Source organism: Bradyrhizobium paxllaeri (assembly GCF_001693515.2).
Taxonomy (GTDB): domain Bacteria; phylum Pseudomonadota; class Alphaproteobacteria; order Rhizobiales; family Xanthobacteraceae; genus Bradyrhizobium; species Bradyrhizobium paxllaeri.
Window position 1 is genome coordinate 6,828,972 of sequence record NZ_CP042968.1, and the last position, 24,950, is coordinate 6,853,921.

Sequence of the window (24,950 nt, forward strand, 5' to 3'; positions counted from 1 at the left end):
TCTAGGCAACAGCCCCCAGATCCTTCGCGGCCTTCCAGTTGCGCCAGTAGTCATGCGGCATCTGGATGTGCGTGCTTCCAAGGAACGAGAAGGCGTCGTTGACCGCATTGGAGAACGCCGGCACGCCGCCGACATTCGGACTTTCACCAACGCCCTTGGCGCCGATCGGGTGATGCGGCGACGGCGTGACGGTGAAGTCGGTTTCCCAATGCGGGGTCTCGACCGCGGTCGGCATGAAGAAATCCATGAACGAGCCGGTGACCACGTTGCCGTCGGCATCGTAGCGGATTTCCTGCCCCATCGCGATCGCGAAGGCCTCGGTAAGGCCGCCATGGACCTGGCCCTCGATGATCATCGGATTGATGCGGGTGCCGCAATCGTCCAGCGCATAGAAGCGCCTGACCTTGTAAACGCCGGTATCGACGTCGATGTTCATCACGCAGATATAAGCGCCGAACGGATACGTCATGTTGGGCGGGTCGTAATAGCTCACCGCCTCCAGCCCCGGCTCCATGCCGGGAGGAACCGAATTGTAAGCCGCCCAGCAGATGTCCTTCATCGAAAGCGTCTTCTCCGGCAGGCCCTTGACGCGGAAGCCGTCGATATCCCATTCGAGATCGTCCTCATGCACCTCGAGCTTGTAGGCCGCGATCATCTGCGCCTTGGCCTTGATCTTGCGTGCCGCCATCGCAATCGCAGCACCGGCGACCGGTGTCGAGCGCGAGCCGTAGGTGCCGAGCCCGTAGGGCGCGGTGTCGGTATTGCCCTCCTCGACCATGATGTCATCGGCGGGAATGCCGATTTCGGTGGCGATGATCTGCGCCCAGGTCGTTTCGTGACCCTGGCCCTGGCTCTTGGTGCCCATCCGCGCGATGCCCGCTCCCGTCGGATGCAGGCGGATTTCGCAGGAGTCGAACATCGCGATGCCAAGAATGTCGCAATTCTTCGAGGGGCCGGCGCCGACGATCTCAGTAAAGAAAGACACGCCGACACCCATGATCTCGCGCGTCTCGCCGCGCTTGAACGCTTCGCGCAGCGCCGCCTGTTCTTTCCGGAGTTCGGCATATTTCACCGTCTCCATCGCCTTCTTCATGGCGGTGGCGTAGTCGCCGGAATCATATTCCCAGCCGAGCGCGGAGTGATACGGGAACTGCTCCGGCCTGATGAAATTCTTCAGCCGCAGTTCCGCCGGATCCATTCGGAGCTTCTGCGCCAGAATATCCATCGCGCGCTCGATGCAGTACGCCGCCTCGGTGACGCGGAACGAGCAGCGGTAGGCGACGCCGCCCGGCGCCTTGTTGGTGTAGATGCCGTCGACCGACAAATGCGCCGTCGGGAAATCATACGATCCCGTGACGATGTTGAAGAAGCCGGCCGGCCATTTCGACGGATCGGCACAGGCGTCGAACGCGCCGTGATCGGCCAGCACATGGACGCGGAGGCCCGTGACCTTGCCTTCCTTGGTCGAGGCGATCTCCGTGGTCATGTGATAGTCGCGCGCGAATGACGTCGCGGTCAGGTTCTCGATACGATCCTCGACCCATTTCACCGGCTTGCCGGTGACGATCGAAGCTACCGCTGCGCAGATATAGCCGGGATAAGCGCCGACCTTGTTGCCGAAGCCGCCGCCGATATCCGGCGAGATCACATGGATCTTCTGCTCCGGCAGCTTGGCGATCAGCGCCACCACGGTCCGGATCACATGCGGAGCCTGGAAGGTGCCCCAGATCGTCAGCTCACCCTTGATCTTGTCAAACGAGCAGACGCACTGGCAGGTTTCCAGCGGCGATGGATGGGTGCGATGGTAGGAGATCATCTCCTTGATCGTCACCTCCGCCTTGCGGAAGGCGGCGTCGGTCAGATCCTTGTCGCCGACGGTCCACTCGAAGATGTGGTTGTGGTGCTTGCGCGGCCCATGCGCGCCCGTGGTCTTGCCGGCGAGGTCCTCGCGCAGCACCGGCGCATCCTTGTCCATCGCCTTGAACGGATCAATCAAAGGCGGCAGCGGTTCATATTCGACCACGACCTTGTTGATGCCGTCATCAGCCGCATAGCGGTCGGTGGCGACGACGAAGGCGACTTCCTGGTTCTGAAATAGCACCTTGCCGTCGGCCAGCACCATCTGCACGTCGCCGGCCAGCGTCGGCATCCAGGCGAGGTTCACGGTCTTCAGCGTCTCGGCGGTGATGACCGCCAGCACGCCGGGCACCTTCAGCGCCTCGGTGTCGTCGATCTTCTTGACGCGTGCATGCGCATGCGGCGAGCGGACAAAATCGCCGTGCAGCATGCCCGGCAATTTGACGTCGTCGACATAGTTGCCCTTGCCTTGAGTGAAGCGGATGTCCTCCACCCGCTTGCGCTTGCAGCCCATGCCTTCGAGTTTGGCTTCGCGTTGTTCCCGCGTGGGAGTCATGTCGTTCATTCCGCAGCCTCCCTGAATTCAACGCCATTGATCTTGGCGGCGGCGTACTGGATCGCCTTGACGATGTTCTGGTAGCCGGTGCAGCGACAGATGTTGCCGGAGATACCCATGCGGATTTCCGTTTCCGTCGGTGACGGATTCTCCTTGAGCAGGCGGTGCGCGCGCATGATCATGCCGGGCGTGCAGAAGCCGCATTGCAGCCCGTGCATCATCCGAAACCCTTCCTGCAGCGCCGACAGCGAGCCGTCGGCATTAGCCATGCCTTCGATGGTGGTGATGTCGGAACCCTGGGCCTGCACCGCGAACATGGTGCAGGACTTCACCGACATGCCGTCGATATCGACGGTGCAGGCGCCGCAATGGGTGGTTTCGCAGCCGATGTGGGTGCCGGTCATCGCCAGGTTTTCGCGGATGAAGTGCACCAGCAGCGTGCGCGGTTCGGCGAGGCCTTCGACCTCGGCGCCGTTCACCTTCATGGTGATGTGGGTTTTTGCCATTTTGTGATCCCCTCTCAACTTGCGCGGCCGGCGGCACGCTGCAGCGCGCGCATCACCATGATGCCGCCGACATGCTTGCGGTATTCGACCGGCCCGCGGGCGTCCGCGGCCGGTGACATGATGGCTTCCGCGGCGGCAGCAGCCTTTTTCAGCGTGGCCGGATCGAGGCCGGTGCCGATCACCGCCTTGGCGGCGTCTTCGGCAAGCAGCGGCGTTTCCGAAAGGTTCGTTAGCCCAATCTTGCAAGTGGCCACCTTGCCGCCCGCCATCGTCAGCACGACTGCGGCAGCGGCGGTGGCGTAATCGCCCACCTTGCGCTTCAGCTTTTCATAGGCGTAGCCGTGACCGGCTGATGGTACGGGGATGGAGATCGAGGTCAGGAGTTCGCCGGGTTCGAGCGCGGTGAAATAGGCGCCTTGGTAGAACTCGCTGGCGGCGACCTCGCGTGCGCCGGACGTCCCTTCGAGGCGATAGCTTGCGCCCAAGGTCATCATCAACGCCGGCATGTCGTTGCCGGGATCGCCATTGGCGACGTTGCCGCCGATGGTGCCGCGATAGCGCACCTGGGGGTCGGCGATCAGCAATGCGGTTTCGTCCAGAATGGGCAAGGATCTGCCGATCTCGTCGGACGCCAGCAATTCGTGCTGGGTGGTCATCGCGCCGATCACGATCGTGTTGCCGTCGCGCCGGATGCCCTTGAGGCCTGCGATGCCATGCAGATCGACCAGATGCTCCGGCGTGGCGAGCCTGAGCTTCATCATTGGAACCAGGCTGTGGCCGCCAGCCAGCGGCCGGGCCTCATCGCCCAGCGTCGAGAACAGTTTGACCGCGTCGGCCACCGTCGCCGGCCGGTAATAGCTGAATGGACCAGGGATCATGGCTCTCCTCCATTCGTCCTTTGGGCGCTTCTGTTTGGCGCGCGGACACTGGCGGGAGGCTGATTGGAGCGGTTCTAAAACGCAATCGCGAGGGCACAAGGACGGGAAAATCGCACGAAGCGCGGATATCCGCGCACGAAATGCGTCAGCCTCGTCTACCTATTGGCGATCTAATGGCGCAATGCGGAAGCGTGACGCCGCGCCAGCCCAAGCCGCGCTTTCACCTCGGCGATCTTGGCCCGGCTGACCGGCACCCGATGCGGCGATGGGCCGTCGAGTTCGATGATGGCGCCATCGCCTTCCTTGCGGACGAAGGTGACGTGGGCCATCGCCACGATGTGGCTGCGGTGCACCCGGACGAACAGTCCGGGGTCGAGCTGGGCTTCGGCCTCCGAGATCGACCACGGGCACATCCGCTCCCGGGTGCCGTCATGCACCTTGGTATAGTGAGCGTCGGCCCGGACGCTTCTGACGTCGGCGGTATCGATGAAATGGGTGCCGTCAGCGCCTTCGACCGGCAACCGCGGTGCCGGTGCGGCGCGGGGCGGCTGCCCGATGCCGCCGAGCGGCGTCGGCCGCAGCCGTGGACTGGTCGAGGCGGCGCTGGAGTCCGCCGGCGGAATGGTTGCCACGAGGGCGGCGGCCTCATGGGCGGCCGCCACGGGGATGGCGGCAACCTCATCGGTCGTCGCCGCAACCTTGTTGCGCGGGTCCGGCACCAGCGACAGCAGGAAGCCCGCGGCGATCACGAAGCAGAGCAAGGCCACCACCAGCGACAGCATTTGCGACGATGCGGCCAATCCGTCGACGTGGTGATGCCCTCCTTGCGATGAAGGAACCAGATGCATGCCGGCCATCGCGGTGTAGTGCATGCCCGCCACCGCGAAGCCGTAGGCGACTGCACTCAGTGCGAGTTGCACGCCCCCCTGCCGCGCCAGAAATGCACGAAGGCCGCCATAAGCGGTGGCGATCGCAATCAGGACCGACAGCGCGACCATCGTCACGTCATGCGTCATGGCGAAATTGCCGGACAATCCATGCATGCCGACATAATGCATGCTGGCGATGCCGACCCCGAGCAGCACCGCCGAGGACACCACCCGGAAAACCGGCGGCTCGCCGACGCTGACAAGAAACACGGAAATGCCGACGACCAGCGCGCAGATCAGGAACGAGATGATGGTCGGCAACACCAGATAGACCGTGCCCGCCGGCAGCGGCGCCGCCAGCATTCCGACGAAATGCATGGTCCAGATGCCGATGGCGAGGAAGAATGCCGCGCCCGCGAGCAGCACGCGATGACTGGCGTCCGGCGTCCCGCGGATGCGCGCAGTAAGACCGAAACCGGTATATCCACCCAGAATCGCGATCACCACCGAGAGCGCGACGAGATAGGGATCGTGTCCTTCGAACATGATCGTCTCGGCCGCCCGTCTCCACGGACGTGCCTCCTCCCGCTGCCGAGTTTACAGGTCTGGCATCGGAAATGACAATCGGTCGATTGCCGGGTCTTGTCGCTAGATGTGTTTTCCCGGCGACGGGCCCACCCCGCAACAACAAATGCGGGGCGAGCTTTCGCTTGCAATGCCTTGAGTTCTACACAATTCCCGCCGCCACCTGGCCGCGCAGCCGTTCCAGGCTGTGCAGCGTGTTGGCGCAGGCCTCCGCGACCTCGATGCCCTTGATGACAAAGTGCTTGCGGAAGAAATCGTGGTGCACGGCGCTGTCGTGGAATTGCTGCGGCGTCAGCACCGCGGAGAACACCGGCACCTCGGTGCGCAATTGCACATCCATCAGCGCCTTGATCACGGTGTCGGCGACGAATTCATGGCGATAGATGCCGCCATCGACCACGAGACCCGCGGCCACGATCGCGGTGTAGCGCCGCGTCTTGGCGAGCAGTTGCGCATGCAGGGGGATCTCGAACGAGCCCGGCACCTCGAACAGATCGACCTGCGCGCGCGTGATGTGGCGCGCCTCGATCTCTTCGAGGAAGGCGATGCGGCATTCCTCGACCACGTCGCGGTGCCAGGACGACTGCACGAAGGCGATGCGCTGCGGCTTGACGAAGCGCGGATGCACCGGCGCCGGCGGTCGCTCGGGCACGTCAGGAACGTGACTGGCTTCGGCTGTCTGGGGTGGGGATTGGACTTCAGGCTCTAGCAAGGTCTGATTCATGGCTTTCCTCTTTCAGGACCAGAATCAGGGCATACGGAACGACGTCGGCCCACGCGCAAACGTGCGCAAGCCGCCGCAAACCGTTCTCTTTCATCCGGACTGTAACCGTCGGCTTCGGATTCACACCGAATCTGCTGACCCTTCTTCTCAGGCGAGAAGAAGGCGCTCGCGGGCTTGGGCTACGTCACCCTTACCGCCGGTGGGGATTTTCACCCCGCCCTGAGAACATCGGCCGCCCGGAATGGACGACCTGGCTGGAAGAATATGACCAAGGCCGGGGCGGCAGCAAGCGCCTTTGACATGGGGAATCGGCATGTCCCCATGCCGCCCGGACAGGGCGCTGCAGGGACGGTTGACGGCCTTTACTCAGGCCGCCGCAGTTGGGATAGGGTTGTGCTCAAAAAGGGGGGACGCTCGACATGAAACTTCCACGCCGGAATTTCCTCAAACTTGCCGGCGCGCTGATCGCCGCGCCCGCCTTGCCGCGCCTGGCATCCGCGCTGGATTATCCGACACGGCCGACGAAAATCGTCGCGGGCTTCGCCGCCGGCGGCGGCGTCGACATCACCGCGCGGCTGATCGGCCAGTGGCTGGCCGACCGGCTCGGACAACCCTTCGTGGTCGAGAACCGGACCGGCGCCGGCGGCAATATCGGCACCGAGACGGTCGTGAACGCGGCGCCCGACGGCTACACGCTGCTGCTGGCAACCGTACCGAATGCGGTGAACGCGTCGCTCTACGAAAAACTCAGTTTCAATTTCGTCCGCGATATCGCGCCGGTCGCCGGCGTCATCCGCGTGCCGATGGTGGTGCTGGTCCACCCCTCGGTGCCGGCACAGACGCTGGCCGAGTTCATCGCTTACGCCAAAGCCAATCCCGGAAAGGTCAACATGGCCTCGGCCGGCAGCGGCAGCGCCCCGCATATGGCGGGCGAATTGTTCAAGATGATGACCGGCGTCGACATGGTCCACGTCCCCTATCGCGGCCAGGGCCCGGCGATGACGGATCTGATCGGCGGCCAGGTGCAGATCCTGTTTGCCGCTGCGCCCGGCACCGCCGACCACATCAAGACCGGCAAGCTGCGCGCGCTCGCGGTGACGACGGCGGCGCGCATGGCCGAGCTGCCGGAGGTGCCGACGGTGGGCGATGTCGTGGCGGGCTATGAAGCCAGCCAGTGGTACGGCTTCGCCGCGCCGAAAAACACGCCGGCCGAGATCGTCGACAAGCTCAACAAGGAAATCAACGCGGCCATCGCCGACCCCGGCATGAAGGCCCGGCTTGCCGCCATCGGCGGCGCGCCGATGCCGGGCTCGTCAGCCGATTTCGGCAGGTTGATTGCGGACGAAACCGAGAAGTGGGGCAAGGTGGTTCGCGCCGGCGGGCTCAAGCCGGAGTGATGCGCCGGCTGGATCTTGCGCGAAGGCGACGTATCGCGCGCCGTTAACGCGCGATTTGCAAACAGCCACCGACGCATCGATGCCGGGCGAAACATTCACGAATCCTTAAAGCCGGCATCCTAGAGGTGTCTGTCGTGCCCAACTCCAGATCGCCCGGGCGACGCACATGGAGCAAGCGTGACACACGCCGCTGACGTTGCCGATGCGGAGGCAGCAAGGCCCGCGGATCGGGCCTGGCAGACGCCAATCCTTCAGACCAAGGTCCTGGTGCCGATGGCGATTACGCTCGGCTCGCTGCTGGCCGGCGCGATCTACACCTGGTTTGCCGGCGAGGACGTCAACTGGGACTGGCTGAATTACCACGAGTACAATGTCTGGGCTGTCATCACCGGCCGCTATGGCATCGACGCCCTGCCGGCCGGCTTCCAGACCTATTTCAACCCGACCGTCTATTTCCCGGTCTACTATCTTCGCCACCTGCTGCCAGCGCCCTATGGCCTGATGATCATCGGCGCGGTGCACGGCCTCAATCTGCTGCTGATCTATTTTCTGGTGCGCGTCCTGTTGCGGGAAGCAGCGACCGCAAGCGCGATCGCGGCAGCGATCCTGATCGCCGCAACCGGGCCGATGACGCTTTCGGAAGTCGGCACGAGCTTCTCCGACATTCTCACCGCGCTTCCGGTTGTTGGCGGCTGCATCCTGATCCTGTCGGCTGATGGATCGCGTCCCGGGCGTTACGTGCTCGCGGGTCTCCTGATCGGCGCGGCCGTCGGACTGAAGCTGACCAATGTTGCCTTTGCGCTCGGCGCGGCCGCCGCCGTACTCGTTGTGACGCGGCCGCTGCTGGCGACGTTCTGCCTCGGTGTTGGCGGCGCGATCGGCGCGGTGGCGACGGGCGGCGCGTGGGGGCTGATGCTCTGGCGCGAGATGGGCAATCCGATCTTCCCGCTCTTCAACGCCGTGTTCCAGTCACCCGAACTGGTCCCGATGAACATCATGGACTGGCAGTTCATGCCCCGGGGCCTGCTCGATGCCCTGGCGTATCCGTTCTACTGGCTGGTCGGCGACAACAGGAGCTCTGAATATCCGTTCCGCGATGCGCGATTTGCGGTCGCAACGGTGCTGCTCGCGCTCGGCATCGGCCGAAGCCTCATCACCAACACTGTGATCTTCACGCGCCGCGACGTTCAGTTCCTGGCGTTTTTCGTTGTCTCGTACGCCACGTGGCTCGCCTTGTTTGCGATTCATCGCTACGCGATCGTGCTGGAGCTGCTGTGCGCGCCCTTGATCGTCCTGCTGATCCACCGCAGCATCGCAGCGATGTCCGGAACTGCCTCGCCGCGCGCAGCTTCGATGCCGACGAATTCGGCGATGCTCGTCTTAGCCGTCGCCATCGCGCTGTGGACGCAACCGGCGGATTGGTTCCGCCGTCCCTGGTCCAATCCGTATAATCCGACCATCTCGAAATCCCTCGAGCAGCCCGCCTTCTATTTTCTGGTCGACAAGCCGCTGGCCTATGTCGCGCCGCTGCTGCCACCGCAGTCGCGGTTCTTTCAGATCGCCGACATCGCGCTTCCCATCATGCCTGACGGCCAGTTCGACCGCCGCATCCGCACCGCGCTGAAAGATCCGTTGCCGGGTGGCGCATGGGCCTTGCACACGCGCGGCAAGCCGATCCGTGAGCCGTTGCTGGTGCGCTATGGTTTGCGCGTCGATGCTTCCCGGCCGTGCGTCGAAATCGAAGGCGCGTGGCTCGGGACTGCAATCGACGCGTGCCCGCTGGCTGCGCGCGAGTAGCTCAGCGAGGTCGTGGACGCGTCAAGCTGGCTCTTGCCAGCTTGCAGCCGCTCAGGCAGGGAATTTTCTCTTGGGCACGAGCCCTGTCCCAGCGCGCGACGTTCCTGCATCGGGGACGAAAAAGTTAACCACATATTAACCAATGTGGCAGTCTCGCCCTATTTTCGGCGCGATGGACTCCGCGGCGCGCGAATCCGATTCCGGTTTGTTCTCAAATTAATAACCGTGGCCCCGAACACCCTGTGGACGACGCCGCTTTGGCCTGTGGATGGACTCAGGGGTCGGTTGCGCAGATTCCGCAAATCACATCACTTGAGCTTCGGCAGGCCCCAAGGCGATGAGCGATCAGGGGATTGCAGCCGGCGGCGGCGCATCAGTTCAGCGCGCACCGTGCTCCGCGTGCGTATCACAAGAATTCAAGAAACAGGGTCGAGACGGCATGTCCCTCCTCGAAAGCATTTTTGATTCCCGGAACAACCCGCTCGCGGCAGTCGAGGACATTGCCGCCGAGAACAACTGGGCGTTCGAGCGTTCCGGCGAAGACGAAGTCACGATCGTCTCCAAGGGCAGCTGGACCGACTACCATCTCTCCTTCACCTGGATGCCCGAGATCGAGGCGCTGCACCTGGCCTGCTCCTTCGACATGAAGATTCCGCCGGCGCGCCGCGCCGAGGTGCAGCGCCTGATTGCCGCCGTCAACGAGCAGCTATGGGTTGGCCATTTCGACATCTGGACCCATACCGGCATGATCATGTACCGGCAGGCGCTGGTCCTGCCGGGCGGGCTGACCGCCTCGACCTCGCAATGCGAGGTCATGCTGGCCGGCGCCATCCACGCCTGCGAGCGCTACTATCCGGCGTTCCAATTCGTGGTCTGGGCCGGAAAGAGCGCGGCCGAGGCCATGAGCGCGGCGATGTTCGATACCGAGGGCGAGGCGTAGTTAGTTCGCTGCGGCGCTTCCACACAATCAGCGTCGTCCCTGCGAACGCAGGGACCCATACTCCGTGACCTCTGGTCTCAAGCAAACTGCTTGTGGCCTCTCTCTCCCTTTACTAGAACCGCCTGTGGTTATGGGTCCCCGCTCCGTGCGCAACCGCGCACTCGGCGGGGACGACGAGGGAGTATGTCGCATGTCGTCGTTAGTCACCGCAGCTAGTCTCCTCACCAACCTCCACGGCACCATCGCGCTGGCCGGCGCTGGCAAGATGGGCGGCGCGATGCTGACAGGATGGCTGGCCGGCGGCCTCGACGCCAAGCGCGTGGTGGTGGTCGAGCCCCACCCGTCCGACGAGATCAAGGCGCTCGCGGCGAAGGGCGTCCGTCTCAATCCGAAGGACGCCGGCACGGTCGATACGCTGGTGGTAGCGGTGAAGCCGCAGACGTTTCCCGAAGCGGGTCCGGCATTGAAACCCCTCGTCGGCTCGAACACGCTCGTCGTCTCGATCATGGCCGGCACGCCGATTGCAGCGCTTGAAAAAGTCTGCGGCGGCATGGTGGTTCGCGCCATGCCGAACACGCCGGCTGCGATCGGCCGCGGCATCACGGTTGCGGTGCCCGCGGCGAAGGTCAGCGCAGCCCAGCGCGACACGGCCGATGCGCTCTTGCGCGCTACCGGCTCGGTCGAATGGGTCGACGATGAAGGCCTGATGGATGCGGTGACCGCCGTCTCCGGCTCCGGCCCTGCTTACGTGTTCCTGCTCGCCGAAGAACTCGCGCGCGCCGGCGTCGAGGCCGGACTGCCGGCGGAGCTCGCGACCAGGCTCGCGCGCGAAACCGTCGCGGGCTCCGGCGAATTGCTGCATCGTTCGGAACTTGCTTCGGCCACGCTGCGCCAGAACGTCACCTCGCCCGGCGGCACCACCGCCGCCGCGCTGGAAGTGCTGATGGCCAAGGATGGAATGCAGCCGCTGATGATCCGCGCGATCGCCGCGGCGACGAAGCGATCAAAGGAATTGGCGAAGTAAGAGAAATCGTAGGGTGGGCAAAGCGCAAGCGTGCCCACCATCGCGAGCACGGTGCGGGATAGTGAGCACGGCGCGAATGCGCCTTTGCCCACCCTACACACCGAGTCTTCGCTACCTCCCCGCAAACCGTTTCGTAAACATCTCTGTATTAACGAGCCCGCGGGCGTGGCGGCCATCACCGATCTTGCGCTCGCCCTCGAAGGCTTCGACCTCGAAGCGGATCACGCGGCGCTCGACGGCTACGACCTTTCCCGTGACACGCACCGTGGCGCCGACCAGAGAGGCGCCGAGATGGCGGATGTCGACCTCGGTGCCGACCGTGATCCAGCCCGGCTGGAGACAGGACCTGATGGCGTCGCTGGACGCCATCTCCATTTCCAGGATCATCATCGGCGTCGCATAGACCATCGGCATATCAGGCACGAAATGCCCGACGGTGCGCTCGGGCGGCACGACCAGCGTCCGTTCCGCGCTCATGCCAACCTTGATGAAATCGCGTGCGTCCATGGGATGCCTCTGTCATTCCGGGGCGCGAAGCGAACCCGGAATCTCGAGATTCCGGGTTCGCGCTTCGCGCGCCCCGGAATGACGAGACTTGTCTTGGCCGCGCTACTTCTTCGCCGCGGCAGCGGCCGCCGCGCGCTCCACGAAGGTCTTGCCGCCCTTCATCTTGTGGGCCAGCGGCGCCTCGTTGATCTGGATCACCACCGCATCGGCATCGACGCCGAGGTTCTTCACCAGCGCCTGGGTGATGTCGCGCATCATGCCGGCCTTCTGCTCGTCGGTACGGCCGGCGGCCATGCTCACGGTAATCTCAGGCATTCTCGTCTCCTCGTTGTTTTTCTTTTCGTGTGGCCGAGCTTGTCCCGGCCGTTCACGCCTCTTCTATCAAACAGGACGTGGATGCCCGGGACAAGCCCGGGCATGACGCCTGGAATGAATGGCTATCCCCACTTCACGTCATGGCGCGCCAAGACTTCGCGCACTTTCGCGACGATCTCGCCCTCGCCGCAGGAAAACTGCGCCGGGCGGGTCTCGCGCCACTCCTGATTGGAAGCAATCGCGGCCGCGGCCTTCGCGCCCTCGATCAAATCCTTGATCTGGATTTCGCCGCGCGCCTTCTCATCCGAGCCCTGGATGATCACGCAAGGCGAATTACGACGGTCGGCATATTTGAGCTGGTTGCCCATGTTCTTGGGATTGCCGAGATAGAGCTCGGCGCGGATGTTCGCGTTGCGCAGCTCTGCGACCATTTTCTGGTAATCGGCGACACGGTCGCGGTCGAAGACGGTGACGACGACGGGACCGAAATCGGGGCGCGTGTCGAGCTTGCCGATCATCGTCAGCGCCGCCTGCAGCCGTGATACACCGATGGAAAATCCGGTCGCCGGCACCGGCTCGCCGCGGAAGCGCGAAACGAGGCCGTCATAGCGACCTCCGCCGCCGACCGAGCCGAAGCGCACGGGGCGGCCTTTTTCGTCCTTGGTTTCGAGCGTGAGTTCGACCTCGTAGACGGGGCCGGTGTAATATTCGAGGCCGCGCACGACGGAAGGATCGATGACGATGCGGCCATCGTCATAACCTGCTGCCGCAACGAGTTCTTTAATGGTTCTTAGTTCAGCAACACCTTCTTGGCCCAAAGCATTTTCTTCGACCACATCTTCAAAATTCGCGATCGTCACCTCGTTCGATCCCGTCTTGCTTCTTGCACCGGAGGGGTCACCCTTCCAACCGGTGAAATTTATGACGCGCGAAATTCCAATGCCGTCGAGTTCCGCACCTTTGGTAAAATCACCTTTTCCTTCTTCGCCGCCATCCCATCTACCGGCTCCAAGAAGCTTCTCGACTTCCTCGACTGGAAATTTGTCCAGCTTGTCGATGGCCCTCAGCACTGTCAGCCTGCGCCCGGCGTGTTCGTCACCGCCAAGGCCGATGCTCTCCATCACGCCATCGAGCACCTTGCGATTATTGACCTTCACCACATAGGACCCGCGCGGAATGCCGAGCGCTTCCATCGTGTCCGCCGCCATCATGCACATCTCGGCGTCCGCGGCCGGCGAAGCGGAGCCCACCGTGTCGGCATCGAACTGCATGAACTGGCGGAAGCGGCCGGGGCCCGGCTTCTCATTGCGGTAGACATAGCCGGCGCGATAGCTGCGATACGGCTTTGGCAACGCGTCAAAATTCTCCGCCACGTAACGCGCCAGCGGCGCGGTCAGATCGTAGCGCAGCGAGATCCACTGCTCGTCGTCGTCCTGGAACGAGAACACGCCCTCGTTCGGCCGGTCCTGGTCAGGCAGGAATTTGCCGAGCGCGTCGGTGAACTCCATCGCCGGGGTTTCCACCGGCTCAAAGCCATAGCGCTCGTAGACTTCGCGGATTTTCTCGACCATCTGGCGCGTGGCTGCAATCGCGGCCGGGCCACGGTCCTCAAGTCCGCGCGGCAGGCGCGCCTTCAATTTCTGCGGTTTTTTCGGTTTCTCGGCCATGGCGGCTAGGTACCAGCCGAGGCGCGGCAGGGCAACCCGGGCCGATGCACCGGGAAGCGCCGCCGTCTTCCTGCCTCCAGCTTAAGGGGATTCCATCCTCGCCCGAAGCGCATCAGCGTCCGCCTTCGGCATTGATTTCAGGAGCGGTTTGATGGTCTCGCCGCCGACGATCTTGCCGTTCCGCGTGAACATCCAGTCCGAGATGTCAGCTTCCTTGAACTCAGCCATGTCGCCGGCCTTCTTGCCAGGCAGATCACGCGGGACATTGGCGAACTTTCCCGAATAGCGACCGTCTCCGATCTTCTTCACATCGGCCATCCAAATGTGCTCGTTACCGCTTCCCGCCTTGGGAAAACGCGCCTTGAGGGAGTGACCGGTCTCCGACGATTTTGGAGCATCGTAGGAGGCCCAGAACGCCGGCAGCGTGGCCCGCGCCTTTGCGATCGCAGCATTCATTTCGGGATTGCCGGAGTTGACGTCGATCACCGGGGAGCGGTCCTGGGAGCGATCCTGGGCCCAGACGCTCCCCGTAGGAGAGCCGAGAACCGCGAGGGCCGCTGCGAAGGCAGCCGCCACGACGCATTTGGAGCATGTTGAGAGGGCTGAGGTCATTGTCACCATTTCATGAACCGAATTCTATCCACAATCCGGGGAGTTGGTCGCACAAAGCCGCTGAAGCGTTCACGACCCCACGCATACCAATCCAGGAACCACACTTTGCGCGCCGAATTATTTGTAGGTCTCCAAAGGAGGGATCTATGAAGAAGCTCATCACCGTCGCCGCCCTTATCCTCCTCTGCGGCTCGGCCTTTGCCCAGAACACCGGCCCCGCGCCGCAGACCGGCATGGAGAAGCCCGGAACGACGAGCGGCGCCAAGCCGGATGGTTCGATGGACACCACCGGCATGAGCGCAACCAAGGGCAATATCAAAAGGGAAAAGGACGGCGCACCGGCCCCGAAGGACGAGAAGAAGTAAGCCGTTCGCTAACTCGCCGAGCGCATCAAAAGCCGGGCCTCAGGCAGCCGCGGCCTTTTCTTTGGGCTGCACTTCGGCGGTGTAGTCCGCCATCAACCGCTCGGAGATCTTGCCGGGCGTGAACTTCCAGTTCGCGATTCCCGAGACCGGCGTCACTTCGGCGGCGGTGCCGGTGATGAAACACTCGGTGAAGCCGTCGAGTTCTTCCGGCATGATGCGGCGCTCGATCACCTCGATGCCGCGGCGCCTGGCAAGGTCGATCGCGGTGGCGCGGGTGATGCCGGCGAGGAAGCAATCGGCGATCGGCGTGTGAATCTTGCCGTCCTTGATGAAGAAGATGTTGGCGCCGGTGCATTCGGCCACCCGCCCCTGCCAGTCCAGCATCATCGCGTCGGCATAGCCGGCGCGCTCCGCCTTGTGCTTAGAGATGGTGCAGATCATGTAGAGGCCCGAGGCCTTGGCCATCGCGGGGATCGTCGCCGGATCGGGCCGGCGGTATTCGGCCATGCACATGCGAACGCCCTTCAGCTTTTCGGCCGGATCGAAATAGCTCGGCCAGTCCCAGGCGGCGATGGCGAGGTGAATGGTGTTTGATGGCGCCGACACGCCCATCATCTCCGAGCCGCGCCAGGCGATCGGGCGCAGATAGGCGTCCGGCAGATTGTTCGTGTCGAGCACGAGTTGCTTGGCGGCGTCGATCTCGGCGACCGACCAGGGAATCTCGAAGTCAAGGATATTGGCCGAGGCCTTCAGCCGCTCGGAATGCGCGGTGCTCTTGAAGACCCTGCCGCCATAGGCGCGCTCGCCTTCGAACACGCAACTCGCATAATGCAGGCCATGGGTCAGGATGTGGACGTTGGCGTCGGCCCACGGCACCAGCCTGCCATCGTACCAGATGACGCCGTCGATCTTGTCGAACGAAACTCCCATGGTTTCCTCCCGGATTGACGTTGTTTCGATTGGCCGCACGCCAGCCTCGCGCGGCTCGACGAGACGCGCGCTACCGAACGCTTGAAGTGATCTATCGCTTGAGCGGCGGAAGAATTCCGCCGCCGGTCACAGGACCTTTCTGACCCAGTCGTGCGGGTCCGCCGCACGGCCGTACTGGATGTCGACGAGCTTCTTGCGCAGCCCCATGGCGACAGGGCCGGCGACACCGCCGCTGATCTGGAAATCGCCGCTCGCCGAACACACCTTGCCGATCGGCGAGATCACGGCCGCCGTGCCGCAGGCGAACGCCTCCTTCAGCTTGCCGCTGGCGGCATCCGCGCGCCACTGCTCGATCGTGTAAGGCTCCTCCCGCACGACCGTGCCGGAATCCTTTGCGAGCGCGATGATCGAATCACGGGTGATGCCGGGCAGGATCGTGCCGAGCGGCGGCGTCGAGAGCGAGCCGTCATCGAACACGAAGAAGACGTTCATGCCGCCGAGCTCCTCGATATAGCGGCGCTCGACCGCATCGAGGAAGACCACCTGATCGCAGCCGTGCTCGATGGCCTCGGCCTGCGCACGCAGGCTCGCGGCGTAATTGCCGCCGCACTTGACGGCGCCGGTGCCGCCGATCGCGGCGCGGGTATAGTTCTCCGACACCCAGATCGACACCGGCGCGGGTCCGCCCTTGAAATAGGAGCCGACCGGCGAAGCGATAACGGCGAAGATGTATTCCGCCGACGGCTTCACGCCGAGGAAGACCTCGCTCGCGATCATGAAGGGCCGCAAATATAGGCTGCCCTCGCCGCCCGGTATCCAGGCGCTGTCGATGCGCACGAGCTGTTCGACCGCTTCGATGAATATGGCTTCCGGCAGCGGCGCCATCGCCATGCGCTCGGCCGAATTCCTGAAGCGCCTTGCATTGGCGTCGGGGCGGAACAGGTTCACGCCGTTGTCACGCTTGTAGGCCTTCAGGCCTTCGAAAATCTCCTGCGCGTAGTGGAGGACGGCCACCGCCGGATCGAGCTGGAAATTGGCGCGGGATTCGACGCGCGCGTCATGCCAGCCCTTGGCCTGGTTGTATCGGACGATCGCCATGTGATCGGTGAAAACCCGGCCGAAGCCCGGATCTGCGAGCCGCGCCGTGCGCTCCTTCTCGGAGGTCGGGTTCGCCGCCGGCTGGATTTCGAATTTTAAGCTCATTTCCCTTTGCTTCCCGCTGTCGAAATCGGCGCGATTTGGCGCCGGCCTGCCTCTGTGGGCCTGCTGGCCTGATAAGGTCTGGACCTTCACCACCACGCGGCCGGTTCCTGCGCCGTCATGTCCGTGAGGACATGCTTTTGCGGGATGCCGAAGTCCAGTATGTTTGCCGAAATGCCGCTCGACAATCGCACGGTAGTTCAATTTGCGGCCGTTGCCGCCATCGTTGGCTTTTTCCGGCTGCCTGACACGTCACCAAGTTCGAAACGACTTAAAGTTTCGTCGTGGCTGGTAGTTTTGTAACATTGAACCCAAGATATGTCAACATGACTGACATAAATTTCTCAAGGGGCCCAACCAACCCCGATTCGCAGGGCGCCACCAGCCCTGCCCCACGGCTTGCCGAGCTGCGCTGGGACATCATCGAGCTGTTGTTCTTCGCCTATCGCGACTTCGTAGGCGATGCCGACCATGAGCTCGAGGCTTTCGGCTTCGGCCGTGCCCATCACCGGGTGATGCACTTCGTCTACCGCTATCCCGGGCTCAAGGTCGCCGACCTCCTGGATGTCCTGCGCATCACCAAGCAGTCGCTTGGCCGCGTGCTCAAGCAATTGCTTGATGAGGGCTACATCATCCAGAAGACCGGCAACAACGACCGCCGGCAGCGCCTTCTTTACGCCACCCCGAAGGGCGAAGCGTTGGTGGCAAAGCTCGCAGGGTTGCAGACCGATCGCATCACCCGCGCGCTCCGGGAGATCAACCCCGAAGGCGTTGCGGCGATCGGCCAGTTCCTGCGCGCGATGATCGATCGCGATGACCCCGACAAGGTGTTGGAGGCGATCTTCGGGACCGGCAGCAAGAAGCCAAGGGAGTGATCGTGGCGCAAGGAGCAACCATGGCTACAGCCGCCGCCCGCGCGCCGCGGCAACTGGCCGACGACGCCCCGCATTTGCTCCTGGTCGACGACGACCGCCGTATCCGCGATCTGCTGTCGCGGTTTCTGTCCGGCGAGGGCTATCGCGTCACGACCGCGTCGAGCGCGACCGACGCGCGCTCCAAGCTGCTTGGCCTGCATTTCGATCTCTTGATTCTCGACGTCATGATGCCCGGCGAAACCGGATTCGACCTGGCGCGGTTCATTCGCACCTCGTCGTCGGTGCCGATCATCATGCTGACGGCCCGCCACGAGGCGGAGGCGCGGATCGAGGGCCTGCAGATCGGCGCCGACGATTATGTCGCCAAGCCGTTCGAGCCGCGCGAGCTGATCCTGCGGATCGGCAATATCCTCAAGCGCTCCGCGCCGCCGCCGGTGGAAGCGCTGGAGCAGATCGCGTTCGGCCCTTACGTTTTCCATCTCGATCGCGGCGAGCTGCGCGAGGGCGAGGAGATCATTCACCTGACCGACCGCGAGCGCGAAATGCTGCGCATTCTGGCCAATAGCCCCGGCGAAACGGTGCCGCGCGCGGCGCTGACCAGCGGCGGCACGGTGAATGAACGCGCGGTCGATGTGCAGATCAACCGCCTGCGGCGCAAGATCGAGCGCGATCCCGCCAATCCGCTGTTCCTGCAGGCGGTGCGTGGCATCGGCTATCGCCTGGTTGCGTCGCCCTGAGCCAACCATGAGCACGCTCGACACCGGCCTGACGCTCATCCGCAATGCGTCGCAACGCGTCTCCAGGGCCAATGGCTGGATGGGCAACGCGTTCAAGAGCTGGATGCCGACCGGCCTCTACGCCCGCGCGCTCCTGATCATGATCGTGCCGATGGTGATCCTGCAAACGGTCGTGGCGTTCGTGTTCATGGAGCGGCACTGGAACACGGTGACGCGGCGCCTGTCGGCATCCGTGGTGCGGGACATCGCCAGCCTGATCGACGTCTACAAGTTCTATCCGCAGGACAAGGAGCGCGCGCAATTGCGCCTCGTCGGGCAGCGGCTGCAGCTCGTGGTCGATTTTCTCCCGGTCGGCGACATGCCGCAGCCGGGGCCGAAGCCGTTCTTCTCGCTGCTCGACCAGACCCTGTCGTCGCAGATCGGCCGCCAGATCCGCCGCCCGTTCTGGATCGATACCGTCGGCAGGTCCAATCTGGTTGAAATACGCATCCAGCTCGATGACGCCGTGATGCGCGTGTTCGCGGAGCGAAACGCGGCCTACGCCTCCAATTCGGAGATCTTCATCTTCTGGATGCTGGGCACCTCCTCGATCCTCTTGATCGTCGCGGTGCTGTTCCTGCGCAACCAGATCAGGCCGATCCTGCGGCTGGCGGAGGCCGCCGAAAGTTTTGGCAAGGGACGCGAGGTGCCGAACTTCCGCGCGCGCGGTGCACGCGAGGTGCGGCAGGCGGCGCAGGCGTTTATTCAGATGAAGGCACGCGTCGAGCGCTCGATCGAGCAGCGCACCGCGATGCTGGCCGGCGTCAGCCACGATCTGCGCACCATCCTGACCCGCTTCAAGCTCGAGCTCGCGCTGATCGGCGACAGTCCCGAAGTGGACGGCATGCGCAAGGATGTCGACGAAATGGCCGGCATGCTGGAGGCCTATCTCGCCTTCGCGCGCGGCGACAGCGGCGAGATCGCGCAGCCGACCGACATGACGATGGCGCTGGAAGAACTGCGCAGCGATGCCGAACGCCACGGCCACATAGCAACCGTGTCATTCCACGGCCTGCCTGTGGTGACGGTGAAGCCGGCCTCGTTCAAGCGCTGCATCGCCAACCTCGTCTCCAACGCGGCGCGCCATGCCAACACGGTCGCCATTACCGGCCACCGCGATCACCGCTATCTGACCGTGACGGTTGATGACGACGGGCCGGGCATTCCCGTCAATATGCGCGAGGAAGTGTTCAAGCCGTTCCTGCGGCTCGACGATGCCCGCAACCAGGACGAAGGCGGCACGGGCCTCGGGCTCGCCATCGCCCGCGACATCGCCCGCTCGCATGGCGGCGACATCACGCTCGGCGAAAGCCCGATGGGCGGCTTGCGCGCGGCGGTAAGGGTGCCGGTGTAAGAAATCGAACTCTGTAGCCCGGATGGAGCGAAGCGCAATCCGGGGACCGTGCAGCCATCATCGACTTGTCCCGGATTGCGCGGAGCCTGTCATCGGGCGCGCATTCGCGCGACCCGTTAGCTCCATCCGGGCTGCGACGCTTTACTTCTTCGGGATCAGCGCCTTCATCTTTTCCATGTCCTTGACGTTCATCTTCATGCCGCCGGGCATGATGATGTCGCCGGGCTTCTGATCGGCCTTGCAGGCGCCAACCCATTTGGCTTCGATCGTGCTGTTGCTGTCGCGCGCGGCGCCGGCCAGACCACCCTCGCTCTGCGAGCTCGTCTTCACGGTGTAGGCGGAATTGAAGTCGCCGATGATTTCGGCGCGTGACTTGACCGTGATGCCGCCAATACCGCAGACCGAATCGGTGACATAGCCGGTTGCGGTCCTCTGGATATCCTGCTTGGAGCAAATCTCCTTGGCCATCGGCGCCATGGCGGTGCTCATAGCCTTGTCGGTGGTCTCGTCGGTGCACTGCTGCATGGTCATCTCGGGCACCGTGCCGCCGCTCAGCACCTTCATCTCCCACAATCCGGCCTTGCGCATCGGCAATTCCACGGCGACGGCGCCGCTCGCCGGCAACAGGGACAACAAACCGACGGCTGAACAGGATACAAGAAGCAGTCGTCTCATACGTGGGCTCCCCTGAATTCTTCAACGTTATCGTGCGCGCGCGAAGTGACACACGCTTCGCGTGGCGAAAACATGTCCAGCCAGGGAAAGCTTGGAGGTCGCGCTCAGTAAAGCGTACGCAGCGGCCGCTCGGCGGCGCCATAGGGCACCCAGCGGCAGGCAAACGAAACATAGCCGCCGTAATTGGGCTGCACGCCGAGGAATTTCACCACCTTGCCGTAACGGGCGCAGTGATCGACGGCGAGCTGACGGGCATCGGCCTGCCTCGCGAGCGGATAGGCGATGATGCCGCCGGTGTCATTGCCCTTGAACGGCGGCACCGTGTCGATGTCGAACCACTGCGCCTGCGCCGGCGCCCCCGCCAGCATCCCGCCCATGACTACCAGGCACATGGCAATCAGGCTCGCGGCCAGAATTCTTCGCATCGCAGACTCCATTTCGCTCGACTGCCACCATAGTGTGCGCCGATGGCCGTGAAAAGAATGGTTGCAGCACGGGGGCAGACTTGGCTGTCAGGTGTTGCCGCGCTGCACTTGACCTTGTCGGGGCTTCGCGGCACCGTCTCCTGCGTTGGTTTACCGGCGGATTCCCCATGCGCAACCTGTTCACATCCTTGAGAGCCCTCGGCCCGACGGCTGCGGCGCTCGCCCTGCTGGTCTCCGGTCACGCCGCCCAGGCCGCCAATCCGTTGGAGCTGAATTTCGGCCTGTTCGGCCCGAAATATGACGGCCGAGTCGCCGAATGCGAGCGGGCGCTGTCGACCATCGCCTCTCAATTCCAGGAGAAGGAAGGCAAGTTCTGGAATTCGGCGCTCGTGATCACCGGCTTCGGCCGGATCCATGAGACCGCGTTTCGGCCCTGGCAGTCCGACAACATTCCGCGCCGCTACTGCAGCGGCGACGTGATGCTGAGCGACGGCAAGATGCGCAGCGTGCATTACTCGATCATCGAGGATGGCGGCTTTGCCGGCTTCGGCCAGGGCGTCGAATGGTGCGTGACCGGGCTTGACCGAAACTGGGCCTATAGCCCGGCCTGCAGGGCCGCCCGCCCCTGATCCCGGCGTTCATCGGTCCAACCGGCCTGCCCGGATTCGAGATTCTCGAATTTTGTTCTTGAAATGTTCCGGCTCCCTGCTAGGCTCCCGGTAGTCGGGTAGAGGGGCGTTCGATGCACCGGTCTGTTATTATTTCGCGACTTCTGATTTCGTTGGCGCTTGTCGCCGTCACCGCCGGCTTGGCGTCCGCCCAGGACCGCCGGCAGAACGCCCCGGGCGAGTTCGATTTTTATGTCCTGGCCCTGTCATGGTCGCCTTCGTTCTGCGAGGCGGCCGCGGAGCGCGGCAATAGCGGGCGTTCACAAGTCCAGTGCAGCCGCCCCTATTCGTTCGTGGTTCACGGCCTGTGGCCGCAATATGAGCGCGGCTTTCCCGAATACTGCCAGCGGCCGTCGCCGCGGCTCGACCGCAACGTCATGACCTCGATGCTGGACCTGATGCCGGCACCCGGCCTGATCTTCAACGAGTGGGACAAGCATGGCACATGCTCCGGCCTCGGCGCCCGCGCCTATTTCGAAAGCGTCCGCAAGGCGCGCGCCGCGGTAAAAATCCCCGAGGAATTCCTCGATCTGTCCGAGCAGAAGACCATCGCCCCCGGCGATATCGAGACCGCCTTCATCAAGATCAACCCGGGCCTGAGCAGTTCGGCGATTTCGGTGGTCTGCTCGAGCCGGCGCCTGAGCGAGGTGCGGATCTGCCTGAGCAAGGACATGCAATTCCGCGCTTGCGACGAAATCGACCGTCGCGCCTGCCGGCGTGACGAGGTGGTGATGCCGCCGGTGCGGGGCGGCTGAACCCCGCTTCCATCACGCCTGCCCAAGCATAGCAATCCGCCCTGCGCAGACTGGCTACACCTGTCTGCGTCCCGGTCATCCACGGCTTTTATTGTCGTCTGCAAGGTACGTGGATGGCCGGGCCCTTTTCTCGGCCAAAGTTGCGGGTGACGATAACATCATCCAGCGAATAACCACTGATCGAGAAATCGACGCTGCCGCTGCCGTTGTCGACCCGAACGACATCGTTGCCGTCACCTTTGGCAAAATTGATCGCGGAATTATCACCCGTTCCGCTGAGGCAATCGTCACCGGCGCCGCCCGTCACCAGCATCGCAGCAACTCGATTGGAGATGTCACCCCGCCGCTCGCAGCTGTGACGACATGGGTTACTTTCCTCGCCCCAATGTCGTAGTCCCTCTCCTCATGAACTACCGACACGCCTTTCACGCCGGCGGCTTTGCCGACGTCATCAAGCACATCGTGCTGGTGCGCATGCTGACCTATCTGCAGGAAAAGCAGGCGCCGTTTCGCGTCATCGACACCCACGCCGGCGCCGGGCGCTACGATCTCACTGGCGAGGAAGCGCGCCGCGGCGGCGAGTGGCTGACCGGCATTGCGCGGGTGATGCAGGCACGGTTCTCACAAACCGCGCTGCCGCTGATGACCCCCTACCTCGATATCGTCAGGGCATTCAACGCGCCGGGCAAGCTTGAGGCCTATCCGGGATCGCCCTTGATCGTCCGCGCGCTGCTGCGGCCGCAGGACCGGCTGACAGCCTGCGAACTCGAGCCCGGCGCCCGCAAGCAACTGATCGATGCGTTGCGCCGCGACAGCCAGGCGCGGGTGGTCGATCTCGACGGCTGGACTGCGCTACCGGCGTTCGTGCCTCCCAACGAGCGGCGCGGTCTGGTGCTGATCGATCCCGCGTTCGAGCAAAAGGACGAGTTCGAAAGGCTGGGCCGCGCATTCGCCGAGGCCTACGCGAAATGGCCGACCGGCAGCTATCTGATCTGGTATCCGGTGAAGAGCCGTCGCGCCACCGATACGCTGGCGCGGTTGGTCGCAGGCGTCGCCGTTGCCAGCAAGCCGGCCGGGAAATGTCTGCGGCTCGAATTCAGTGTCGCTCCGCAGGAGGCTGGTGGCCCCCTCGCCTCCACCGGGCTTTTGATCGTCAATCCGCCGTGGACGCTTGCGGGTGAGTTGAAGACAATTCTACCCGAACTCGAAAAACCGCTCGGCCAGGGCGGTGCCGGCCGGTTCAGGCTGGAGACGCCCAAGCCTTAAGAGTTACGCCTAAAGCGCCCAGCCTAGAGCGAAAAGTGCGAATGGACCGTAGGCAATTTGCGCGAAACCGTATTATGCTCAAGCCGTTGGGACTGGCTTTACGTTCCGCTTCCGCGAATGGTTGCGGCGGAGTGATCAAGGCCGAACAAAAATCCAGGCCGATCGGTGTCATTGATCCCGATCAACCTAGGTGGCCAAGCTTCCGGCAGTGAATGTCCGGTCGGCCAATACGCGAGGTGCGCGTAGGGGCAGAGCAATACGGGGGAGGAGTTTCCCGATGGCCATGACTGGAACAGTCAAGTTCTTCAACGGAGAACGCGGCTACGGCTTCATCAAGCCCGATGATGGCGGCCGCGATGTGTTCGTTCACATCACCGCCGTCGAACGGGCCGGATTGAAGGATTTGACTGAAGGGCAGCGCATTACGTTCGAGGTCGAACCGGACAAGAAGGGCAAAGGCCCCAAGGCGGTCAACCTGGTGATTTCATCGTGAGCTGATGCTCGCGCGGAACGCGGACTGAAGTCCTGCTGCGACGACGACGCTGGGCACGACACCGCCGCCGCCCAGGGCGTTGAGACTCGCGACGTGACGCACCCTGCTTGAAGGCAAAAAATCCCGGCGACTTGCTGCCGCCGGGAGATGGTAGCCGTCAGTTTCTTGTTCTCAGAAGCGATAGTTCACGCCGGCCCGTATCAAGCCGAACCGGTAACCGTTCGACGCGCCTGTAACGACGAAGTTGCTGTTGGCCAGATCGACATAGAGATATTCGATCTTGGCGCTCCAGTTCCTGTCCAGGCCCACCTCGGCGCCGGCGCCGAGCGTCCAGCCGGCATTGGTATGGGATTCCGTCAGGCCGAACGTGGCGGCGCGCAGTTCGCCGAAGGCGAGACCGCCGGTACCAAAGAACAGCACGTTGTTGAATGCATAGCCGGCGCGGCCGCGAACCGTGCCGAACCAGGGATTGGAAAACTTCCACGGCGCGAAGGTTTCTTCGGCGCCGGTCGCCTGAATGTCGCCCTCGAGGCCGAACACCCAAGGTCCGTTCTGCCAATTATAGCCGGCCTGGACGCCGCCCACGAAGCCGGACGGCTTGGTCGGATTGTTTGCGACCGCTCCCCAGGCATAGCCGAGATTGCCGCCGAGATAGGGACCGGCCCAGCTATAGGCGTCGTAGCGCTGGTTGCCGGTATACGTGCGTCCGTAATTGAGGTCGGCCGCCCCTGCAGACATGGTCCAGCCTGCAGCGATCAGCGCCAGCGCGCCCGACACCACCTTGCTCATCACGCAACTCCACGCAACACCGCGACCCGCCAGTCGAAGAGACCGGCCTGGTTACGGAACTCCACTTTTTTCGCTAAGATTTATCGAGAGTTTTAAGTTAAAGGGTTGTTAAGCCGGGTTACCGGCCCCTCATCAGTCTTAAGAA

General features: G+C 63.5%; 27 protein-coding genes and 1 riboswitch. Of the genes, 12 read left to right on the forward strand and 15 right to left on the reverse strand.

Annotation, left to right across the window (positions count from 1 at the left end; all coding sequences use genetic code 11):
- Position 1 precedes the first annotated feature (1 nt).
- The 5 genes from LMTR21_RS32630 to LMTR21_RS32650 all read right to left on the reverse strand — a co-directional run bounded on the left by LMTR21_RS32630 (position 2) and on the right by LMTR21_RS32650 (position 5,975).
- Positions 2–2,422 carry an aerobic carbon-monoxide dehydrogenase large subunit gene (locus LMTR21_RS32630; protein ID WP_065753439.1) on the reverse strand — a complete coding sequence of 807 codons (2,421 nt, stop codon included), beginning with the start codon at positions 2,420–2,422 and terminating at the stop codon, positions 2–4.
- On the reverse strand, positions 2,419–2,919 hold the full coding sequence (locus LMTR21_RS32635) for a (2Fe-2S)-binding protein (RefSeq protein ID WP_065753440.1): 501 nt from the start codon (positions 2,917–2,919) through the stop codon (positions 2,419–2,421). The genes LMTR21_RS32630 and LMTR21_RS32635 overlap by 4 nt, the downstream gene beginning before the upstream one ends.
- 14 nt (positions 2,920–2,933) lie before the next feature.
- Positions 2,934–3,797, reverse strand: coding sequence for an FAD binding domain-containing protein (locus LMTR21_RS32640; protein WP_065753441.1), 864 nt, complete (start codon positions 3,795–3,797; stop codon positions 2,934–2,936).
- 170 nt (positions 3,798–3,967) lie between these two features.
- A complete protein-coding gene (locus tag LMTR21_RS32645) occupies positions 3,968–5,212 on the reverse strand; it encodes an MHYT domain-containing protein (RefSeq protein ID WP_065753442.1) in 1,245 nt (414 codons plus the stop codon).
- Positions 5,213–5,393: 181 nt separating this feature from the next.
- The gene (locus tag LMTR21_RS32650) at positions 5,394–5,975 is read right to left on the reverse strand and encodes a 6,7-dimethyl-8-ribityllumazine synthase (protein ID WP_057856553.1); all 582 of its coding nucleotides are present in this window, start codon (positions 5,973–5,975) and stop codon (positions 5,394–5,396) included.
- Between the two features lie 78 nt (positions 5,976–6,053).
- Positions 6,054–6,206: riboswitch (FMN riboswitch) on the reverse strand.
- A gap of 188 nt (positions 6,207–6,394) precedes the next feature.
- Here LMTR21_RS32650 and LMTR21_RS32655 point away from each other — a divergent pair.
- The 4 genes from LMTR21_RS32655 (at position 6,395) to proC (ending at position 11,133) form a co-directional block, all read left to right on the forward strand.
- Positions 6,395–7,372, forward strand: coding sequence for a Bug family tripartite tricarboxylate transporter substrate binding protein (locus LMTR21_RS32655; RefSeq protein ID WP_148636034.1), 978 nt, complete (start codon positions 6,395–6,397; stop codon positions 7,370–7,372).
- A 177-nt stretch (positions 7,373–7,549) separates the two neighbouring features.
- Positions 7,550–9,169: a glycosyltransferase 87 family protein gene (locus LMTR21_RS32660; RefSeq protein ID WP_084030642.1), complete on the forward strand. Its 1,620-nt coding sequence runs from the start codon at positions 7,550–7,552 to the stop codon at positions 9,167–9,169.
- 439 nt (positions 9,170–9,608) lie between these two features.
- The gene (locus LMTR21_RS32665; protein WP_057835851.1) at positions 9,609–10,109 is read left to right on the forward strand and encodes a type III secretion system chaperone family protein; all 501 of its coding nucleotides are present in this window, start codon (positions 9,609–9,611) and stop codon (positions 10,107–10,109) included.
- A 190-nt stretch (positions 10,110–10,299) separates the two neighbouring features.
- On the forward strand, positions 10,300–11,133 hold the full coding sequence (proC, locus tag LMTR21_RS32670) for a pyrroline-5-carboxylate reductase (RefSeq protein ID WP_065753444.1): 834 nt from the start codon (positions 10,300–10,302) through the stop codon (positions 11,131–11,133).
- A gap of 111 nt (positions 11,134–11,244) precedes the next feature.
- Here proC and LMTR21_RS32675 read toward each other — a convergent pair whose 3' ends face one another.
- The 4 genes from LMTR21_RS32675 to LMTR21_RS32690 form a co-directional block, all read right to left on the reverse strand.
- Positions 11,245–11,640 (reverse strand): thioesterase family protein, encoded by a 396-nt coding sequence (locus tag LMTR21_RS32675; RefSeq protein WP_065753445.1) that lies wholly within the window; start codon positions 11,638–11,640, stop codon positions 11,245–11,247.
- A 102-nt stretch (positions 11,641–11,742) separates the two neighbouring features.
- On the reverse strand, positions 11,743–11,955 hold the full coding sequence (locus tag LMTR21_RS32680) for a tautomerase family protein (protein WP_028350741.1): 213 nt from the start codon (positions 11,953–11,955) through the stop codon (positions 11,743–11,745).
- Positions 11,956–12,077: 122 nt separating this feature from the next.
- On the reverse strand, positions 12,078–13,622 hold the full coding sequence (hisS, locus tag LMTR21_RS32685) for a histidine--tRNA ligase (RefSeq protein ID WP_065753446.1): 1,545 nt from the start codon (positions 13,620–13,622) through the stop codon (positions 12,078–12,080).
- Between the two features lie 81 nt (positions 13,623–13,703).
- Positions 13,704–14,234 carry a YegJ family protein gene (locus LMTR21_RS32690; RefSeq protein ID WP_065753447.1) on the reverse strand — a complete coding sequence of 177 codons (531 nt, stop codon included), beginning with the start codon at positions 14,232–14,234 and terminating at the stop codon, positions 13,704–13,706.
- A 146-nt stretch (positions 14,235–14,380) separates the two neighbouring features.
- On the opposite strand from LMTR21_RS32690, the gene LMTR21_RS32695 reads away from it, so the two are divergent.
- Positions 14,381–14,599: a hypothetical protein gene (locus LMTR21_RS32695; RefSeq protein ID WP_065753448.1), complete on the forward strand. Its 219-nt coding sequence runs from the start codon at positions 14,381–14,383 to the stop codon at positions 14,597–14,599.
- Between the two features lie 39 nt (positions 14,600–14,638).
- On the opposite strand, the gene LMTR21_RS32700 is transcribed toward LMTR21_RS32695, so the two are convergent.
- Positions 14,639–15,529 (reverse strand): branched-chain amino acid aminotransferase, encoded by an 891-nt coding sequence (locus tag LMTR21_RS32700; RefSeq protein WP_065753449.1) that lies wholly within the window; start codon positions 15,527–15,529, stop codon positions 14,639–14,641.
- Positions 15,530–15,655: 126 nt separating this feature from the next.
- Positions 15,656–16,732, reverse strand: coding sequence for a branched-chain amino acid aminotransferase (locus tag LMTR21_RS32705; RefSeq protein WP_065753450.1), 1,077 nt, complete (start codon positions 16,730–16,732; stop codon positions 15,656–15,658).
- Positions 16,733–17,055: 323 nt separating this feature from the next.
- Here LMTR21_RS32705 and LMTR21_RS32710 point away from each other — a divergent pair, with 323 nt between their 5' ends.
- Genes LMTR21_RS32710 through LMTR21_RS32720 form a run of 3 tightly spaced genes read left to right on the forward strand, consistent with a single transcriptional unit; the run spans position 17,056 to position 19,734 of the window.
- Positions 17,056–17,604 (forward strand): MarR family winged helix-turn-helix transcriptional regulator, encoded by a 549-nt coding sequence (locus tag LMTR21_RS32710; protein ID WP_065753451.1) that lies wholly within the window; start codon positions 17,056–17,058, stop codon positions 17,602–17,604.
- Between the two features lie 20 nt (positions 17,605–17,624).
- Positions 17,625–18,341 (forward strand): response regulator, encoded by a 717-nt coding sequence (locus LMTR21_RS32715; RefSeq protein ID WP_065753601.1) that lies wholly within the window; start codon positions 17,625–17,627, stop codon positions 18,339–18,341.
- A gap of 7 nt (positions 18,342–18,348) precedes the next feature.
- Positions 18,349–19,734 (forward strand): ATP-binding protein, encoded by a 1,386-nt coding sequence (locus LMTR21_RS32720; RefSeq protein ID WP_065753452.1) that lies wholly within the window; start codon positions 18,349–18,351, stop codon positions 19,732–19,734.
- Positions 19,735–19,875: 141 nt separating this feature from the next.
- Here the strand turns inward: LMTR21_RS32720 and LMTR21_RS32725 are convergent, their stop codons facing one another.
- Positions 19,876–20,409, reverse strand: a complete 534-nt coding sequence (locus tag LMTR21_RS32725) for a DUF3617 domain-containing protein (RefSeq protein ID WP_065753453.1) — start codon at positions 20,407–20,409, stop codon at positions 19,876–19,878.
- Positions 20,410–20,513: 104 nt separating this feature from the next.
- Positions 20,514–20,834 (reverse strand): hypothetical protein, encoded by a 321-nt coding sequence (locus tag LMTR21_RS32730; RefSeq protein ID WP_065753602.1) that lies wholly within the window; start codon positions 20,832–20,834, stop codon positions 20,514–20,516.
- Positions 20,835–21,001: 167 nt separating this feature from the next.
- On the opposite strand from LMTR21_RS32730, the gene LMTR21_RS32735 reads away from it, so the two are divergent.
- Together LMTR21_RS32735 and LMTR21_RS32740 are read left to right on the forward strand one after the other, a co-directional pair.
- Entirely contained in the window at positions 21,002–21,463 is a 462-nt protein-coding gene (locus LMTR21_RS32735) for a hypothetical protein (protein WP_065753454.1), read from the forward strand.
- A 113-nt stretch (positions 21,464–21,576) separates the two neighbouring features.
- Positions 21,577–22,257, forward strand: coding sequence for a ribonuclease T2 family protein (locus tag LMTR21_RS32740; RefSeq protein WP_065753455.1), 681 nt, complete (start codon positions 21,577–21,579; stop codon positions 22,255–22,257).
- An 88-nt stretch (positions 22,258–22,345) separates the two neighbouring features.
- Here the strand turns inward: LMTR21_RS32740 and LMTR21_RS32745 are convergent, their stop codons facing one another.
- Positions 22,346–22,570: a hypothetical protein gene (locus LMTR21_RS32745; protein ID WP_065753456.1), complete on the reverse strand. Its 225-nt coding sequence runs from the start codon at positions 22,568–22,570 to the stop codon at positions 22,346–22,348.
- A 92-nt stretch (positions 22,571–22,662) separates the two neighbouring features.
- Here LMTR21_RS32745 and LMTR21_RS32750 point away from each other — a divergent pair, with 92 nt between their 5' ends.
- Positions 22,663–23,523 (forward strand): 23S rRNA (adenine(2030)-N(6))-methyltransferase RlmJ, encoded by an 861-nt coding sequence (locus tag LMTR21_RS32750; protein ID WP_065753457.1) that lies wholly within the window; start codon positions 22,663–22,665, stop codon positions 23,521–23,523.
- Positions 23,524–23,800: 277 nt separating this feature from the next.
- On the forward strand, positions 23,801–24,016 hold the full coding sequence (locus LMTR21_RS32755; RefSeq protein WP_028350729.1) for a cold-shock protein: 216 nt from the start codon (positions 23,801–23,803) through the stop codon (positions 24,014–24,016).
- 171 nt (positions 24,017–24,187) lie between these two features.
- Here the strand turns inward: LMTR21_RS32755 and LMTR21_RS32760 are convergent, their stop codons facing one another.
- Positions 24,188–24,805: an outer membrane protein gene (locus LMTR21_RS32760; protein ID WP_065753458.1), complete on the reverse strand. Its 618-nt coding sequence runs from the start codon at positions 24,803–24,805 to the stop codon at positions 24,188–24,190.
- Positions 24,806–24,950: the final 145 nt, after the last annotated feature.